At 60.5% G+C, this 16,629-nt stretch carries 14 protein-coding genes and 3 pseudogenes; 9 read left to right on the top strand and 8 right to left on the bottom strand.

Annotation, left to right across the window (positions count from 1 at the left end):
- Positions 1–15 precede the first annotated feature (15 nt).
- Positions 16–611, bottom strand: a pseudogene (locus tag NO978_RS14995) (hypothetical protein).
- Between the two features lie 148 nt (positions 612–759).
- Between NO978_RS14995 and NO978_RS14990 the strand changes: the two are divergent.
- Positions 760–1,086 (top strand): hypothetical protein, encoded by a 327-nt coding sequence (locus NO978_RS14990; RefSeq protein ID WP_257300405.1) that lies wholly within the window; start codon positions 760–762, stop codon positions 1,084–1,086.
- Between the two features lie 120 nt (positions 1,087–1,206).
- Positions 1,207–2,021: pseudogene (locus tag NO978_RS14985) on the top strand (transposase); the annotation flags it as partial.
- Between the two features lie 16 nt (positions 2,022–2,037).
- Here the strand turns inward: NO978_RS14985 and NO978_RS14980 are convergent.
- The 3 genes from NO978_RS14980 to NO978_RS14970 form a co-directional block, all read right to left on the bottom strand.
- Complete coding sequence (locus NO978_RS14980; protein ID WP_257300404.1) at positions 2,038–2,964, bottom strand: MarR family transcriptional regulator; 927 nt, start codon at positions 2,962–2,964, stop codon at positions 2,038–2,040.
- Between the two features lie 452 nt (positions 2,965–3,416).
- Positions 3,417–5,006, bottom strand: a complete 1,590-nt coding sequence (locus NO978_RS14975; protein ID WP_257300403.1) for an oleate hydratase — start codon at positions 5,004–5,006, stop codon at positions 3,417–3,419.
- 186 nt (positions 5,007–5,192) lie between these two features.
- A complete protein-coding gene (locus NO978_RS14970; protein WP_257300402.1) occupies positions 5,193–5,834 on the bottom strand; it encodes a helix-turn-helix domain-containing protein in 642 nt (213 codons plus the stop codon).
- Between the two features lie 326 nt (positions 5,835–6,160).
- On the opposite strand from NO978_RS14970, the gene NO978_RS14965 reads away from it, so the two are divergent.
- Together NO978_RS14965 and NO978_RS20000 are read left to right on the top strand one after the other, a co-directional pair.
- Positions 6,161–6,598 (top strand): hypothetical protein, encoded by a 438-nt coding sequence (locus NO978_RS14965; RefSeq protein ID WP_257300401.1) that lies wholly within the window; start codon positions 6,161–6,163, stop codon positions 6,596–6,598.
- 627 nt (positions 6,599–7,225) lie between these two features.
- Complete coding sequence (locus NO978_RS20000) at positions 7,226–7,306, top strand: hypothetical protein (RefSeq protein WP_369684150.1); 81 nt, start codon at positions 7,226–7,228, stop codon at positions 7,304–7,306.
- A gap of 88 nt (positions 7,307–7,394) precedes the next feature.
- On the opposite strand, the gene NO978_RS14960 is transcribed toward NO978_RS20000, so the two are convergent.
- The gene (locus NO978_RS14960; protein WP_257300400.1) at positions 7,395–8,510 is read right to left on the bottom strand and encodes an NADH:flavin oxidoreductase; all 1,116 of its coding nucleotides are present in this window, start codon (positions 8,508–8,510) and stop codon (positions 7,395–7,397) included.
- A 558-nt stretch (positions 8,511–9,068) separates the two neighbouring features.
- Between NO978_RS14960 and NO978_RS14955 the strand changes: the two genes are divergently transcribed.
- On the top strand, positions 9,069–10,745 hold the full coding sequence (locus NO978_RS14955) for an ATP-binding protein (RefSeq protein WP_257300399.1): 1,677 nt from the start codon (positions 9,069–9,071) through the stop codon (positions 10,743–10,745).
- 123 nt (positions 10,746–10,868) lie between these two features.
- On the opposite strand, the gene NO978_RS14950 is transcribed toward NO978_RS14955, so the two are convergent.
- A complete protein-coding gene (locus NO978_RS14950) occupies positions 10,869–11,363 on the bottom strand; it encodes a hypothetical protein (RefSeq protein WP_257300398.1) in 495 nt (164 codons plus the stop codon).
- 130 nt (positions 11,364–11,493) lie between these two features.
- Positions 11,494–12,177 (bottom strand): sensor domain-containing protein, encoded by a 684-nt coding sequence (locus tag NO978_RS14945; protein ID WP_257300397.1) that lies wholly within the window; start codon positions 12,175–12,177, stop codon positions 11,494–11,496.
- 289 nt (positions 12,178–12,466) lie between these two features.
- Between NO978_RS14945 and NO978_RS14940 the strand changes: the two genes are divergently transcribed.
- From NO978_RS14940 to NO978_RS14930, 3 genes and pseudogenes are all read left to right on the top strand, one after another.
- On the top strand, positions 12,467–13,399 hold the full coding sequence (locus tag NO978_RS14940) for a DUF5995 family protein (RefSeq protein WP_257300396.1): 933 nt from the start codon (positions 12,467–12,469) through the stop codon (positions 13,397–13,399).
- Between the two features lie 231 nt (positions 13,400–13,630).
- Positions 13,631–14,461, top strand: a pseudogene (locus NO978_RS14935) (hypothetical protein); the annotation flags it as partial.
- Between the two features lie 212 nt (positions 14,462–14,673).
- Entirely contained in the window at positions 14,674–15,852 is a 1,179-nt protein-coding gene (locus NO978_RS14930) for an inorganic phosphate transporter (protein WP_257300394.1), read from the top strand.
- An 89-nt stretch (positions 15,853–15,941) separates the two neighbouring features.
- On the opposite strand, the gene NO978_RS14925 is transcribed toward NO978_RS14930, so the two are convergent.
- Entirely contained in the window at positions 15,942–16,205 is a 264-nt protein-coding gene (locus tag NO978_RS14925; RefSeq protein ID WP_257300393.1) for a hypothetical protein, read from the bottom strand.
- 154 nt (positions 16,206–16,359) lie between these two features.
- Between NO978_RS14925 and NO978_RS14920 the strand changes: the two genes are divergently transcribed.
- Positions 16,360–16,566 (top strand): cold-shock protein, encoded by a 207-nt coding sequence (locus NO978_RS14920; RefSeq protein WP_089735669.1) that lies wholly within the window; start codon positions 16,360–16,362, stop codon positions 16,564–16,566.
- Positions 16,567–16,629: the final 63 nt, after the last annotated feature.

Genomic DNA, 16,629 nt, shown 5'->3' with positions numbered 1-16,629 from the left:
CTCCGATCGGGGATGTTAGAGTGATCGGTCGAGATTGTGAGCAAGGCAGGCGATAGTGAGTTCTCGAAACTGTTTCCACCAGAGCCGTGACCGGACGAACGCACCGTACTTGCGTTTGAGTCGTGCTTTCGTGTCGTCGTTACGTGTACGTCGATAATCGCGTTCGACCTCGTGTCCACCAGAAGTGTCATCTTCAACTGCTGAATAGTTAGCTTCGTTCGCTTCGTGTAGTGTTTCGAGGCGTGACTCCGGTCAAACCCTGAAGCGTTGATCCCAACGATACCGTTAGTCGGGAGAAGCGTGACCGAGAGGGTAAGCAGAACACGCCAGACAGCCATATCGAGTCGATTGAACGCTTTGCACAACGTTGAGGGTGACGGGAGTTCGTCCAAGTTGATGGCGTTCCGAATGCGGGGAATCTCGATGAGTTCGTCGAGGAGCGTCCGATACGTCGTGTTCTTCCGAACTTTGAGACAAAGTAGAACGATGTGCTGGTGGAGTGTGTAGCGTCGTTTTGAGAACTTCGAGGAGTAGCGGGCGACAGCTCGTTGAGCCAAGTGAAATGCCTGCTCGACAAACCGGAGTAACCGCGACTTCGGGAGGGCCTGCATCTGGTCACACTATCAGGCGGACGTGTAACCCTCTGAGGATTTCAACAGAACCGGTGATCCCAAAGAGATCAGGGTGGATCAACTGTTTAGTTGGTGTGCAAAATGTGTACCAAAAATTTATTTAGAGATTGTAACCTGAAGTGCATTTATGCGTGCTCTCCAAAAGTCCCTGAACACACCGACACTCTCCGAGTCGAGTATCGTTCTGATTGGTCTCCTCCTGACGATCGTTGGCCTTACATTCGGAGATACGGCCGGCATTACGTCGCTGCTTGCCGCAGTAGGGATTGGACTCGTGATTGCTGGAACAGTCTACATCGCTGTCGAGGCATCCGAAGTCGTCCGCCTCTCGCTGGCCTTTATTGCACTCGTTGCAATCCCACTGCTTGCCTATGGCGGTATTGTTCAATGGATTGGCGGACTCATGATTGGGACTGTCGTCGGTGGTGCGCTGTACAGTCGGGTTTCGAAATAAGCGAGCGGCCCCCTCTCTGTGCTAACCGATTGGTATAACCGAATTTTTGGTCATTTCAATGTAACATTTGTATTGAGCAGTTGGACGGATACTTGACCGTCCCGTGGTCGGCCTCTCGTCGTGGCCCGGACACGTGAGTCCCGCTGTACTGTCTTCCGCCATATCGCCCAGCTATCCTACGTTGACTGGCCAACGTACGCGACTACCCCGCTGTTTGAGCTCATCCCTTCCCGCGCTGGAATCGGACATTCGCTCGTCGCAGAAGCGTGGTTCAACCAGGACGAACACGAGCCCGTCGAATCATTCGTCCACGCAGTGCCGCTCGAATACGTCCAATTCGATGCCCACGACCGATACGCAGGCTCGACGAGATATGAGATGGAGACGCTGTTTCGCCTGTTTCTGCTGAAAGAACTCTATGGCTGGGACCACGAGACTGCCCTCGTCGAATACCTCACCCAGTACCCCGACCTCTGTGATCGATTGGGTTTGGAGTCGGTGCCGAACCAATCAACCCTGTGGCGCAGCTGGCACCATCGGTTTACGACCGATCTCCAGAACACCGTCGAGACCGCAACGCGAACCATCCTCATCAAAGCCCAGAATGCGGGTGTTTCAGTCCCGCGCGAGCCAGACCGACAGAGCCGAAGATACGATAACGAGAATACAGAATCGGATCCTGATGACCAGACCGTCTTAGAGCAGGCCGAGACCGTTACTGAGCAAGTGAGTCGCGTCGCCTTCCCGGCGTCTCACTGGACCGAGGTGAGGGCTGTGAGATCCACGAGAACGCGTATTGGGATCTCCAGACCGATCTCGGACTTCGCGAGAACCTTGCCGTCAACGAAGGGGCTCGCAGTTTCATCCACGAATCCGATCGGGAGCGGACACCACTCGGCCACGCCCATCGGGAGCACGTACGCACCCTCTCAATACGTCCAAATGTTGGTCTCATGATGGTAGTGTCACCTCGTAGTCAGCCGCCAGCTCCTCGAACTCGTCCCACTCCGGGAGCCGGTCGTCGTCGATCTCGCCGTGCGTCTCGAGGTAGCCGAGCAAGGCGTCGATATCATCTTCGAGGCCATAGTTTGTCGCCTGCTCTCGGAGGCCTTCCTCGTCGACGTCGACGTGGCTGAGTAGAAGGAGACAGTACGAGCGGTGGCGGCTGCCGTCGTCGATCAACAGCGTGTGACAACACAGCTCAGCCGGCGAGACGGCGTCGAGCTCCTCGGAGTAGAAGTAGTAGCGGTGTCCGGTGAGCAGGAACTGGAGGTCGAAGGCCGCGAATCGAGCGAGGCCGGTTTCGTGGAACGCCTCCGCGTCGATCTCCGTCTCGGTCTGGGCGAGGAATTCGTCGTAGTCCTCCCAGAGAATCGTGCCCTTCGGGGCAACAGCTTCGAGGCGTTGGCGATGCAGATGGTGTGCGAGTTCCCGGGCGAACTCGTGGAGGCGGTCGAAATCGGCGTTGAAGTCATAGCGGCTGTCGTCCGTCCCGACGAGACCACGGTCGCGAAACCGCTTGAGGACGCGGTTGACCGTGTTGCGATAGTTGTCGCTCCGGGCGGCGATCTCGGAGACAGTTCGTGGCTGGTCGAGGTAGTACAGCACCTCGAGTGCCTTCCCGGTCAGCAGCTCGGGGAACTCGATGTGGGAGTGCTGGCGGACGAGGTCCCGATAGCGTTCGACGGCGCGAGCATCCGATGGGACAACTCGTTTTCGCCGGCCATCGCGTTCCGTGTAGACGAGTCCCTTTTCGTCGAGGTCGCCGACGGCACGAGAGAGATAGCTCTCGCTGTGGTCGAGCTTCGTTGCCAGCTCGGAGATCGTGTCGCCGCGGTCGACCGTGGCGAGGACCTCGAGTTCGATGCGCCGGAGCACGGTGTAACATAGTACGAAACTACTGTATAAAGAAGTTTCGAGCAGTGTTACAGTCAATAGGCGCGAGAACCGTCTCCATTGTCTTAAGGTACAGATCCGGCCCGTGCATATCGGTCGAGTTACCGGTGACGACTTGCAGGTCCCTTCGCTACACTCTCACTCACAGCGGTGCCTTTCCCTACATCGTCGGGATCAACACGTAGACGGGATTCGCAGTCTGGAGAAACTGCAGCAGGTACTGGAGGCGATTGAGATGTGGATTCTGGCATAGACCACTAGAAAACCGCTCCGCCTCACCTTTCAATCCTTATCTGAACACCGCCGACACCGGCACCCGAATCGAGACAGTGCTGCGGCGGGAGCGTGATTCTTTGGGAGGTGAGGAATTCGACGGGCAGCGACCCGTGGGACACCGCTGGACTGTTCCCCGGAATGGCTGCCACGCCGCGGCCTCACCGATAGGCGGCTTCGATGGCGTTCGTCAGGACGCCGGGTTTCCGGTAGTGTTTGCTTACCGACGGTACGTCTTCGTCGAGATCCAGCAGGTCGTAGACCGCCACCATCGCCGACCGAACGGAGTACTCGACGGTGAACACTACGTCCCTGTCGACCTCCGAATACTGGCCCAGGAAGGCCAGGTTGTTCGAACCGTCGGGGACGACCGCCGGTCGGTCGCCGGGTTCGCGCGGCTGGAAATGCGCCGTGATGAACGGCATCATCGCGGGGATGCAGTTCACGCCCTCCAGCAGCTCCGGCAGTCGGTCCTCATACTCCAGGTGGTAACACAGCTCCTGGAGGATCTCCCGGCCGGTACACTCCGACATCGGCTTCTCGACGTAGTTCCCTTCACGGTCGGGGAACAGCCCGTAGCCCCAGAAGATCTTCACGTCGTCCGGCTGGTTCGCGAAGTGGGGCTGGGCAGCGACGACGGTCGACAGCAGCCAGTTCGACCCGAGGTAGGTCACGAGCCCGTTGCCGGGCTCTTCGTCGGTGAACTCCACGATGTGGTCGAACAGGTCGGTGTTGTGCAGCGTGACGGTGAACGACTCCCACTTCGTCTCGGTGACGTTGTCGGCGAACACGGACGGGTTCCCGAACTGTGGGTTCCCGTCTGCGATGGACTTCCATAGCTCCCAGGACGCGCCGGTCTCGTTCAGCTCGGGGGCTTCGTCCATCGCACCGAGCGAGCTCCCGTCGGTCATCGAGCCGTTCGTCACGAACACCAGGTCCGACGGCTCGACCGGAATCGTCTCCGTCCCGCTGTCGGTCTCACAGTGGATCTGCGTGACCGTCCGGCCAGCCCGGGAGGTGACGATATCCATGTCGACCACCTCGTGACCGTACTCGAAGGAGACACCGCGGTCCTCAAGCCAGCGTCGCAGCGGGAGTATCATCGAGTCGTACTGGTTGTACCTGGTCCGGTCGACCCCCTCCATAGTGTGCAGTCTGGGGAACTCGTGAAGGAACCGGTACATGTACCGGCGGACTTCGGCGACGCTGTGCCAGGGCTGGAACGCGAAGATCGTCGCCCAGACGTACCAGAAGTTCGTCTCGAAGAAGTCGTCGGCGAACCACTCCTCGATCCGTGCATCGCCGAGTCGCTCTTCGGGAGTCAACAGCAGCTTGACAATCGAACGGCGGTGGCGTCCGGTGAGTCCGTAGTTCGAGGCGTCGATCCGCGTCGAACCGTCCATCAGACGCGTCTCGGCGCAAGACTCGTGAACCTCGTTGAACTCGTCCATCTCCGCTTTGACCGACCGCGAGGGATCTTCGAGCGACGGAATCGTGCGGAACAGATCCCACGTACACTCGTAGGTGGGGAAGTTGAACATCCTGCCCCCACGGATGACGTATCCCTCGTCGGGGTCGCCTGCGCCGTCCATCGCCCCGCCAACCACATCCAGTTTCTCGTAGATATGGATGTTCTCGCCGGGCATGTTCCCGTCTCTGACGAGGAAGGCTGCGCCGGCCAGTGATGCGATACCACCGCCGGTGAAGTGCGCTTCGCGATCGGTGACGTGTGGTTGCTGGTGAATGGTCATTGGGATTCCCTCCGTTCGAATCGGGTCACCGTGTGGTCTGTCGTCCGTTACATGTAGGAGTACGATGGTGCCGGCGGTAACGCTTTGCAGGATAGTTCCCGCCATTTATAAGCAGGGGCGAATCAGCGGGGGATTCAGGCATCGACGAGCAGAAACCTGCTGCCGTCGACAGTCCCGTGACAGGGACTACTCCGTACTCGCAATCGTCTCGGCGACGAGTTGCTCGTGCCCGCGTCGAAGGCGTTCGGAGAGCGCGGACGTGGTCGTGTCGAGTTCGTTCGCGAGCGTGGCGAGGTCCGTCTTTCGTGGCACCTCGAAGTAGCCCGTGCGATAGGCGACACGCAGTGCCTCCCGCTGGGGTTCGGTCAGGCCGTAGCTCTCGGCACCGCCCTCGGCCTCAAAGAGCCGACGCGGGTTGAACTCGATGCCACTGTTGCGGCAGGTGTCACTGAACGCTTTGAGTGCGCTTCGATCTGCAAACTGCGCGGTGACCTGCCACCCGTGCGCGGTCACGAGCGCACCGCTTGGATACGTCTGGCGGTCGACCAGTTCGCCGTAGATTCCGACGTGTGCCGTATCCAAGACGACCCGGTAGCGAGACTCGACGAGCGTCGACTCGAGGGCGACGAAGTCCACGACCGAGTCCGCCTCGCTCAGGGCCGCTTCGACGTCGTCCGGGTCGACACCGGTCGTGGAGAACACTAACGCCGGCTCTCCGTCCGTCCCCAGCACGGTGTTGTCGACTGTCAGTATCGTATCGACCGTCGCCGCAACGCCACAGAGCGGGAGCGCTGCCGATTCCAGCTCGAACTCACAGATGACTCCCATACTGGGCTGTCCCAGCAGGGCACTGTAATACTGTGGATGTGCTGTCATTGGAGTGCCGAACTGTCCCAAACGGCCCGATACAATCCTTGTGATGGATGGCATCGGGCGCCGGTACTGCGTGGTATTGTATCGGTGGCCCGAGCCTGTCTCAGCAATAATTTCTGGCACTAACGCCGAACTCCGCCACAGAGTATCGGTGTCTTTATTTCAATAATGAGTACTATGGTTCGTAATAGGATGGGCCTCGGGACCAAGTTTCCTGTCAACAGCAGACGAGTGGCAGATGAACTCAAATCAATCGGTCCACTCCGTCTTCATCATCTAAGATGACTACTCGAAACTCTCCGACGAAGCGAGCAGCGCTCGTCGGTGGCGTCGTAGGGATATGTATCGGCCTGGTCTCGCATTTCCTGTTGCTGGAGTATTCTGTCGTCTCTGTTACAATCTGTCTCCTGTACGCTGTCGGAATTACGCTCATGGTCGACTATTTCAGGATCCTCCGACAGACGCCCCACGATGGCGGGAGCTGGTGGACGATTGCCTTCGGTGCCACCACCGGACTGGTTCTGCTGGTTATACAGCTGGTCTACCGCCCGGTCGTTACTGACAAGATTGCAGTACAGCGGGGGCCAGACCTTCCGGAAGGAGTGACAACCGTTCCACTCGACCTGATCCTTGTTCTGTGGCTTCTCGTGTTCGGTGTCGCGTTAGTCTCACTGACGTACGGGCTCGGAATGGCAGTAACGGACCTGTCCGAAAGCTAATACTCTCTGCTCTCGTCATCCGTCGCGACCGTTGATTCGACAGCGGTGTCGGGGCATGGAATGACCGCCATCATTGGAGCCAACGGGGACGGGTTTTCGAGCGATTTTCAGGCAGGTTCGGCTTACGTGTTCGGGACAGGCCAGCGACCGCCTGTGACAAGCACTCCGACAGAGGGTGAGGACCCGACCGATGGTGAGCCAGACGAAGATACTGGTCGGAGCATTCCCGGCTTTAGCCTCGGAAGTGCACTGGCAGGACTGGCCGGAGCGGGCTATCTTCGCTGGCGCGACGGTCAGTAACGCACGGCTGGATTTTACACATCTCTGACATGTTTCGATTTTCAGTCGAGTCCTCTTTTCGAGGCGTAGAACTGGTGCGTGAGACTCCTTATTCAGTTTCTACGACGGGTGAGTTCGCATTAGTAGTGGAGTCGGCGGGAACGATCCACAGCGGTTCGGACGAGTCCAGAACGCGATCGAGATGGGCCGATTCGAGATCGAACGCGCTGATGGTTTTCTTATCGGGTGCGAATTCGGGTGTCTTGACTGGGAACACAATCGTTTCGGATCCAACACAGAGGCCTGCTTCGTCTGGTTCAGTATCCGTACTTCACCGCACCCGACCTCGTGGAGTATCTCGATGTCTCACACCGGACTGCCTACAAGGTCGTCGACACTCTCGAAGCGGATGGCCTCGTCGAGGAGTAACCGGCAAGCAGCGCGGGAGGGAGTACAAGGCGGTCGATATCTTCGATGTCCTCGAAGAGCGGATTACCGAACGCACCGCATCGAGGGCTCAGTCGTCGACGGACGAGGCATCGATCAGGAGTTCTTCGTCGCCGACAGTGGCCTTCGGCTCCAGCAGTCGCGTCCGGTCGAACTCTGCGAGCTCCTCGCCCGCCGCGACCCGCGACGGCCAGTCGGGGTTCGCGAGAGCACTCGTCCCGAGGGTCAAGAGGTCTGCCCCATCGTCGAGCACCTGGCGCGCTGCCTCGGGCGTTCCCAGGCTCCCGTTGGCGATGACGACCGTATCGTCGACCACGTACTCGACGGCCGCTTCTGCAAGCGACGGTCCATCCTCCCCGAACGTCGGCTCCGTGGCGTATCGTTCGGTCGTGTGGATGTAGTCCGCCCCGGCACTCGAGAGCGCCTCGAAGAACACGGCCGCTGCCGCTTCGCCCTCGGGCCACACGTAGCCATAGTCGGTTACCATCGACTGCGATACCCGGACGCCCACGACGAAGTCGTCGGGCACGGCCGCAGCGACTGCCTCGACGACTTCGGCAGGATACCGGACGCGTGCCTCCGGCGCACCCCCGTACTCGTCGTCACGCTGGTTCATCTTGTCCGAGAGGAACTCGTTGAGCAAGTAGCCGTTCGCAGCGTGCAGTTCCACACCGTCGAAGCCGGCCTCGTGAGCGTTCATCGCCGACGCGACGAACCCCTCGCGCGCGGTCTCGAGGTCTTCCTTGGTGGCTTTCTTCGGCCTGGGATACGGACCGTCGCCACCGTAGGCTTCGTTCTTCTCGCCGTCCGGCTGGACTGCCGACGGCGCGATGGTTTCCTGGTCCGCATCCTGCGGAATCCCCTGGTTCTGCGCACCGCTGTGCATCAGTTGCGCGAAGATCGCCCCGCCGGCGTCGTGTACGGCGTCGGTGACCTGTGTCCACGCCTCGACGTGGTCGTCGGTGACGAGGCCGGGCTGTTTCCGGTAGCCCTTGCTGTAGACGTTGTCGGTGTAGGTGCCTTCCGTCACGAGAAACGAGAACCCGCCCTCGGCGAACTTCGCGTAGTACTGGGCCATCCTGTCGGTCGCGCACCCGTCAGCCGTCGCGCTCACCCTCGTCATCGGGGCCAGGCCAACACGGTTATCGAGCGTCAGGTCGCCAAGCGACGTCGAGTCGAACAGCATATTGCGAGGGACTTGGAGCCCAGCCCGAATAATCGCTCGGGTTTGGATACCCGAGAGAGCTGCCGAGCCCAGCAGTGGCCAGTGCGTGCGTTCGTCGACGCCGTCGAGCGACTGATTCGTCTGTGGGGACTGGGGCTTGCCGTCGACGAACGCCGACTAGACCGGGGGCCGATGGGGCGACGACGAGACCGAACACGGACGCACTGGCGAGCCGAGCTGGGTCGCCAAACACGACCGCGCCCTTCGAGACGGGTACCGGCGCCGAGAATTCGCCCGAGACGAAATCTTTGTCGACACGGCCCCTCTTCGTTGTTCTACCGGTGTCGAGCTCGTGTTTTCGGCCAACGGCAGGAAGCGCGCTCGAAGGACCCGGTCAACTGAATCCGTCGACCCCGAGTCCAGTTCGATGGTGCAGTGGCCTTCTCTCTCAGAAACACCGACTGGGCTTTTAAGTCCATGCCAGGAAACGTAGGTATCAGAGTACGACCGACACGTCTCATCATGGAAACCATGGCCTCGCAACGAGTGCAAAGGTAACCCCTATACAGAATTAACATAATGATGATATCTTTCACGCTTGTAGCCTCGCTCGCACTCGATGGTGTCGCTATCGTGCTGCTAGCGTTGGTGACGTGGCGCGCAGTTACGAAGCGAGATCGCCCGAATGCGACCGCCTTCGCCGCTATCTCCGGGGGCCTACTACTGTGGGCAGTCCTGTCGTTCGTTTCCGAATTCCCGGACTCGTGGCCCGTCAGCGGAGGACTAGCTGGGGTTGCACAGATTCTCCCGATCGTCTTCATTCCTGCACTCTGGCTCGTGTACGTGCTCGGCTACACTGGTCGCGGGACGGACTTGACCCCCGTCAGAATAGGGATGTTCGTTCTGCTCGCACTTCCGTTGGTCGGCTCGGCCGTCGTCATCGCCCTTGGCGGCTCTCTGGAAACCGTAGAACGTTCGCTTGCCTCGCTCATCGGAACCGAACTACTCCTGCTGTTCATCGTGTACGTGTACGCAGCGGTGCTCTTTCTCAGATACACCTGGAATCACGACCGAGTCTCGAAGACGCAACTCGGCGCGCAGCTCGGTGCCATCTCGGCACCGTACGTCGTCGGTCTGTGGATCGACGGGAATCAGATCGTCGACGGGGTAACCGGTGGGCTGTTGCTGTCAGGGCTGTTGTTGGGGGTTTCGCTTCGACGATACCCGGTGTTGATCGGGTTTCCGAAAGCAGATTACGTGGCTCGCTCCCGCGTCTTCGAAGAGCTACAGGAAGCGGTCTTCGTCGTCGACTGGGATGGCCACATCCTGGATACAAACTCGACGGCAGAGAACCTGTTCGATAGCTCGACGCAGCGGATGATAGGCACATCAATCCGGTCAGTCGTCGAGGGGATGAGCGGAGCAGACCTGTCGACCGGAACGACCGGGACGGTAACGCTTCGAACTTCGAAGGGACGTCGGCGGTTCCAGTACACCGTCTCAGCCGTCGGAGCGGAAGGCGGTGACAGGGACAGCCCACCAGTTGCGAGAACGATTCTCCTTCGGGACATCACGGACGAGCGCACGCGGGAGCAGCGCCTCTCTGTCCTCAACCGCGTCCTGCGACACAACGTCCAGAACAAGTTGGACGTGATCCTTGCGCACTCCGACCGCATCGAGGATGACACCCATCGCACCGCGATTCAGGAGAGTGCCGACGACCTACTTTCGATCAGTCAGAAAGCGCGGGACGCCGAAGCAGTAATGACTGACACCGTCGGGTCCCCATCACGGATCGACCTGGTGACCGTGGTCCGTACTGTGGCGAGGAATACCCGCGATGAACACCCCGAAACCGAGATCTCAGTTTCCGCACCCGAACGCCTTCAGCTCGTCTCTCACCGGACCATCGTGCAGCGTCTCGCGGCGGAGCTCGTCGAAAACGCGATCGTTCACTCGGCTGCTCCCGGCAGGGTCGAAATCGAAGTTGACACTGCCACCGACGGGACTCCGCGGCTTCGAGTCGGCGACAACGGCCCCGGGATCCCGGACCGGGAGCGTGACCTCCTGACCGGAACTGGCGAAACACAACATCGGCACGGACTCGGTGTCGGACTGTGGTTCGTCAACTGGGCGGTCAGCCAACTCGGCGCCGAACTCGAATTCGAGCGCGCAAACTCCGAGGGAACTGTCGTCGTCGTGGAGTTCCACGGGTACGAGCGACAGGACGAGCCCGAACGGTCTATAGACGCCTGAAACTGGTTCGGTGAATAGCGTACTCCCGCTCAAACTCGACAGGTAGCACAGGCCGAACGACTGGGGCTCGACCCCAGGCGGTTCACGGCTACGGGAGACGACTGGCCACCGCCGCGTGGTACTTCACTGACTCTCGCTCGTCTGCCCGAGTTCGGAGAACGACTCGCCCACGCGGAAAGCGATCGGCTCGCTCTCGTCGCCGGACCCGATAACGATAGCGAGCATTTCCGCTTCGGTGTCGTCGATGGATATCTCCCTGCGCGCCCGTGAAACGCCCTCGAGTTCGATGTCGGTGAGCACGATACTCACCTCGTAACTTCCTGTGTTGGTCCAGATGTCGGGGTACGCGACGATGTTACTCTCGCCATCGGATTCCGTGGACGGGGCGGTGAATGCCGTGTCGAGACGGGTATCACCTGCGGGGTCGATAATTTCGATCGACCCGCTGATCTCCCGGTTCAGTTGATTGAGGATGTTGACTTCCTCGAGAACCTGCTCACCGACGAAATCGAGGACCGCCGAGCAACCAGCGGTAGCGGTCAGGAACGTGGTCCCGCCAGCCGCAAGGAGCTGGCGTCTCGTAATCGACCTCTGTTTGCGGGCTTCGTATCGGCTCATATGGCAGTAGCAGTTCATCTGATGCCACACGGAATTGTAAACGTAGGCCGCGTGTGTCAGAATATGAAACAGGTAATAGACACGTCATGAAAATTTGTCGCGGAAACGCCGGCTCTATCCGTTCCAGTACTCACTCTGAAGTGGATAGCAGTGACTCGGTGATGTCGGCGTACACCTGCGTCGTGAGGTTGACGAGGTGGAGACCAATGACGGTGGTGACGATGCCAAGGAGTGAGACCAACAGCGCTTCGGGCACGGTATCGATGACCAGTTGCTCTTCACTGACCGAGACGATTCCAAGTTCGACCGGCCCTGAGGCAGTGAAGTACTGGACGTTGTCGAACCGGTAGGCTGCCGGGGCGATGACGAAACTGAACGAGAGCGCAAACCAGACCACGAGACCGACGAACAGTACGTTGCCAGTAGCGAAAGAGACGAACGCCAGTAGCAGGAGTAGGTAATTGTGTGGATCTGTCGCGACCTGCTTGAGGTACGGGACGACCGGTGTGTCGTTCGGGTTGGTCGGTGTCCAGACGATATCCCGTCCGAGTAACGTCCGGAGGAGTGCGGCCTCGACGACGCCGACGTAGCCGGCGACCGAGAGCACACCCGCGAGGATCGGGACTCCGATCAGTAGTGGCACGAGCGATACGCCCAACGAGAGCAACGTCACGAAAACTATCAGGTAGGCGATGCCGAGTGGGAACCGTACCAGAAGGTAGAGTAAGTTCTTGTACGTCTGCGGGTCGGCAGCAACCCCGAAGATTCGACCGAGTAGCGAACTGCTGGTTCGCCCTGTACTCTGGGCCGTCATCTGCCGGAAGAAGGTTTCAGCGGGGTAAAAAATGGAAGCCAGCGTTTCATCGCCTGAAACACCATCGGAGCCGTCATATCAGATTCAGCCCCATTCGTCAGAATCTGTTCTGTCGTTCCTGGTCTGGGCTCCCCAGCCCATGTCGGCGCTCATCAACTGGAGACGCCTGCCGCCATCGGTCGCCAGAGAGCTTTCGCGTGCGGCATCCCGACCGAAAGTAGGCGTCACAGGCAAAAGACGGGTCGACCTTTTTGCTCCGGGAACGAGAAGCCTCTCGCAGGAACACCGGATGGCAGGCCTCGCAACGACCGCACGACTCGTCGGACCGACAGAGCTCAGAGCCATCTGGCACGCGTTCCGTGGAGACGCGGGACGGTTCGCACCACCTGGCTCTCCGGACCCGGCACTGGTCGAACTCGTCGAAGCACCGTTCGAGTCGGTCGGCGATGCCGAACAGCGACTCGGACGACTGGAGTCCCGGCTCCGCCAGCGCGACGACCGCAGAGCCGTCTTCCTCACCATCTACGTCAGGATGACCCGTCAGGTCGAGGAGGGAATCGATGAAGGCCTGTTCACCGACCCGGAGTGGATGCGCCGATATCTGGTCACCTTCGCCGACTACTACCGCCGGGCGTTCCTCGCCTTCGAGCGTGGCGACATCGCGGCAGTCCCCGACCCCTGGCGTGTCGCCTTCGGGGCCGCGGTCAACGAAGAGACGCTGGTCATGCAGGACGCGTTCCTCGGGGTGAACGCCCACATCAACTACGACCTCGCACTCAGTCTAGAAGCGGTCGGTATCGACCCCGACAGGGACCAGAAGTACGCGGACCACCTCGCCATCGACACCATCCTCGCCGGCCTCGTGGACGCCCAGCAGCGGGCTCTCGCCGACCTGTACGCGCCGGGTGTCGACGACATCGACGCCCTGCTGGGCCAACTAGACGAATCGCTGACGTTACGCTCCATGACTGAGGGCCGGGAGCAGGCGTGGCGGGTGGCAGCGGTCCGGACCGACATCACCACACCACCGGTCCCCTCGCTCGCGCAGTGGGTGCTCCGGGCGACTGCGACCGGCGCGGCCCTGTTCATACTGAGTCCACAGCTCGAGCCAGGCGTCGAAGCACAGCTCAGACACGTAGAGCGGGAGGGCGTCTCCCTCGAAGAGATGCTCGGGCGTGTCGAGACCGAGCTCGCAGCCACGGAGTTCCACCCTTCGTCCTGAAGCAGTCCAGCGACACTGGCATTCAGAGGGTGAGCAGGCAGCTCGTGTCGACCCGTCTCTCTCCACGTGGGCCCGTGAATTCCCGGTCGCGACTGCTCCGTGCACCACGGTCCTGCTTTGCGAAACTACTTGACTCGCAGGCCGCATTAACTAGTACGTGAATTTTTCAGCTTTCAGCCGCCGACGGACTACGCTCGCATCTGACCGACCCGGGACACTCCCGGGTGGGCTGTGAACCCGAGTCGGGTCGACTCCCTCATCGATCTCGCTTACGGACTTTTGATCGCGATTTCGGTCGGACTGATCGTGGTCGCAGGCAACGCCATCGGGTTGGCGTTCGGCTTCGGTGTCCTGATATCGTACGTCTTCCACGTCGTGTGGAAGATGGCCCGGTTCGACCCCGACTGGATGACCACGGCCGTCAAGGAGACCGTGGAGGAGACGGTCGACGAGACCGTGGACGAGAAGGTCGGAGAGACGGTGGAGAAGACCGTCGGCGAGACGGTCGAAAAGACGGTCGAGGAAACCGTCGAAGAGACCGTTGGAGAGACCGTGAACGAGACTGTCGAGGAGACAGTGGGTGAAACCGTCGAAGAAACAGTCGAAGAGACAGTCGAGAAAACCGTCGACGAGACTGTCGAGGAGAAGGTCAGCGAAACCGTCGAAGAGACAGTGGGCGAAACCGTCGAGGAGACAGTGGGTGAAACCGTCGAAGAAACCGTCGAGGAGACAGTGGGTGAAACCGTCGAAGAAACTGTCGAGGAGACGGTCGAGAAAACCGTTGACGAGACTGTCGAGGAGAAGGTCAGCGAGACCGTCGAGGAAACAGTAGGTGAGACCGTCGAGGAGACAGTGGGTGAAACCGTCGAAGAAACTGTCGAGAAAACCGTTGACGAGACTGTCGAGGAGAAAGTCAGCGAGACCGTCGAGGAAACAGTAGGTGAGACCGTCGAGGAAACTGTCGAAGAGAAGGTCGGCGAGACCGTCGAGGAAACAGTAGGTGAGACCGTCGAGGAAACTGTCGAGGAGACGGTCGGAGAGACAGTCGAGAAGACCGTCGAAGAGACGCTGGAGAGGGAACTCGACGCACACGGCGACGGGGCGCAGCAACCTGCGGGGCGAGACGGCGACCCCGCTGCCGGTCAGTCTGGGGAGGCGACCTCGGAGGAGGAGTGGGAAGACGAGGACGCGAGCGAGGTCTGGGAGGACGAGGACGCCGAAGGCGGAGAGGAATCGGAGACGAAGGACGCCGAGACAGCTGAGGAAGACGCCTGATGGTCGAAGCGCTCCTCGTCGTCGGCGTGCTCGTCGCGATGTTCGTGGCCTACAACATCGGAGGCTCGACGACCGGCCCGGCCTTCGGGCCAGCCGTCGGTGCGGACGCGATTTCGAAGACGGCCGCCGCTGCGCTGATGGGAGTCTTCTTCTTCCTGGGTGCCTGGACCGTCGGCCGGAACGTCGTGACGAAGCTCGGGAGAGAGCTCGTCGTCAGTACCAGCGTCTTCACGCTCGAATCGTCCATCGCGGTGCTGTTCTTCATCGGCGTCGCGCTGCTCATGGGCAACCTCTTCGGCGTGCCGGCCTCGACATCGATGACCGCCGTCGGCGCGATCGCCGGGCTGGGCCTCGCCGGGGGAGTCCTCGACTTCGCCGTCATGGCCGAGATACTCACCTGGTGGATCGTCTCGCCGATCATCGGCTTCTGGGTGTCGCTGATCATCGGCCGCTACTTCTACGCACGACTCAACCGATTCGTCGCGATGGAGCGCAGCAGCGGTCCACTGTTCGACGTGGACCGCTCGGGACTGGTGCCGATTCCGCGCCTCCACCGGACGACCAACCGCCGCGAGCTGGGCGGAACGATAACCGTCGTCGCGATCGGCTGTCTGATGGCGTTCAGCTCCGGCACCTCGAACATCGCCAACGCCGTCGCGCCGCTGGTCGGCAGCGGTGAGCTGGCGATGAACCCGGCGATCATCTTCGGCGGGATCGCTGTCACAATCGGCGCGTTCACTATCGCCAGACGGACCCTGGAGACGATGGGGAGCGACATCACTGAGCTACCGCTGACGGCCGCCATCGTCGTCGCGTCGGTCAGTTCGACGCTCGTGATCTTCCTCTCGGCTCTGGGTATTCCGGCGAGCTTCGTCATCATCGCGACGATGGCCATCGTCGGGCTCGGCTGGGGTCGAGCGACCAGACCGATGACCGTCCCCGAGGCCGTCTCCAGCGAGGAGGGCCCACCGGTAAGCGTCAGTGCGCTGGCAGCCGACGAGGAGGGTGAGGAGCTCCCCCCGATCGGCGAAGAGGAACCAGAAGATATCCCGCGTGCGGCGGAGCTGTTCAACCCGGCGACGACTGCACGGGTCGTCCTGATGCAGAATATCGTGCCTGCTATCGCGACCCTCGGTGCGTATCTCTGCTTCCAGTTCGTGCCGGTATTCGGGTTCTGACCCGTTCAAAACCTACGGGCTGGCGGGCTGGCGGGCCGTCGGCTCGGTCAGTTGAGCTCGATAAGAGGTTTGACGAGTCGGTGTGCCGGTCAGGTCGACACGTGATCGCACGTCCAGCCAGGGTCCTGGCCGGTACGCTCGATGATGTCGGACCGACACGCCGGACAGTAGTCAGGGGAAACCGTCTCGGGGACGTACACCGCGCCGCCACACGCCACGCACGAGTCGACGTCGATTGTGACGCAGTCCGCACAGATGTTGAAGTCGTCGGCCGTGAGCTCACGCAGAGGTTCGAGCTTTTTGTCCAGGAGATACTCGTCGATGACCGTCTGGCAGTTGTGGCACGGTTTCATGGCGATGCATGTCACACCTTGTGATGGTCGTTTAAATACCTGTCTGCCACTGCAAGAGACGTTTCCAGACAGTTGAGCCGGGGGTTCGAACCCCAATCGTGGTAACTCTACATTCGCAAGCGTTATCCCTCGGAACACTCAACGTATGGTTGTAATGGCAACCGGCAAAGTTGACTTCTTCAACGACACAGGCGGCTACGGGTTCATATCGACTGACGACGACGCTGTTGACGACGACGAAGACGTGTTCTTCCACATGGAGGACGTCGGCGGTCCCGACCTCGAGGAAGGGCAGGAAGTCGAGTTCGACATCGAGTCGTCCCCGAAGGGACCCCGCGCATCGAACCTCACCCGCAAGTAACGACTCCGTCCGCCTGTCGTTCGTAGCGATAGTCGGCTTACGTTCTTTCAGACAGTTACCGCC

Source organism: Haloarchaeobius sp. FL176 (assembly GCF_024609245.1).
GTDB lineage: Archaea > Halobacteriota > Halobacteria > Halobacteriales > Natrialbaceae > Haloarchaeobius.
Note: the sequence above shows the minus strand (reverse complement) of the source record. Positions and strands in the feature narration are given on the sequence as shown.

Excerpts from the sequence above, each read along its gene's own strand:
- NO978_RS14990 (WP_257300405.1), top strand. The coding sequence starts at position 760 with ATGCGTGCTCTCCAAAAGTCCCTGAACACACCGACACTCTCCGAGTCG.
- NO978_RS14975 (WP_257300403.1), bottom strand. The coding sequence starts at position 5,006 with ATGACCATTCACCAGCAACCACACGTCACCGATCGCGAAGCGCACTTC.
- NO978_RS14970 (WP_257300402.1), bottom strand. The coding sequence starts at position 5,834 with ATGGGAGTCATCTGTGAGTTCGAGCTGGAATCGGCAGCGCTCCCGCTC.
- NO978_RS14965 (WP_257300401.1), top strand. The coding sequence starts at position 6,161 with ATGACTACTCGAAACTCTCCGACGAAGCGAGCAGCGCTCGTCGGTGGC.
- NO978_RS14960 (WP_257300400.1), bottom strand. The coding sequence starts at position 8,510 with ATGCTGTTCGACTCGACGTCGCTTGGCGACCTGACGCTCGATAACCGT.
- NO978_RS14955 (WP_257300399.1), top strand. The coding sequence starts at position 9,069 with ATGATGATATCTTTCACGCTTGTAGCCTCGCTCGCACTCGATGGTGTC.
- NO978_RS14950 (WP_257300398.1), bottom strand. The coding sequence starts at position 11,363 with ATGAGCCGATACGAAGCCCGCAAACAGAGGTCGATTACGAGACGCCAG.
- NO978_RS14945 (WP_257300397.1), bottom strand. The coding sequence starts at position 12,177 with ATGACGGCCCAGAGTACAGGGCGAACCAGCAGTTCGCTACTCGGTCGA.
- NO978_RS14940 (WP_257300396.1), top strand. The coding sequence starts at position 12,467 with ATGGCAGGCCTCGCAACGACCGCACGACTCGTCGGACCGACAGAGCTC.
- NO978_RS14930 (WP_257300394.1), top strand. The coding sequence starts at position 14,674 with ATGGTCGAAGCGCTCCTCGTCGTCGGCGTGCTCGTCGCGATGTTCGTG.
- NO978_RS14925 (WP_257300393.1), bottom strand. The coding sequence starts at position 16,205 with ATGAAACCGTGCCACAACTGCCAGACGGTCATCGACGAGTATCTCCTG.
- NO978_RS14920 (WP_089735669.1), top strand. The coding sequence starts at position 16,360 with ATGGCAACCGGCAAAGTTGACTTCTTCAACGACACAGGCGGCTACGGG.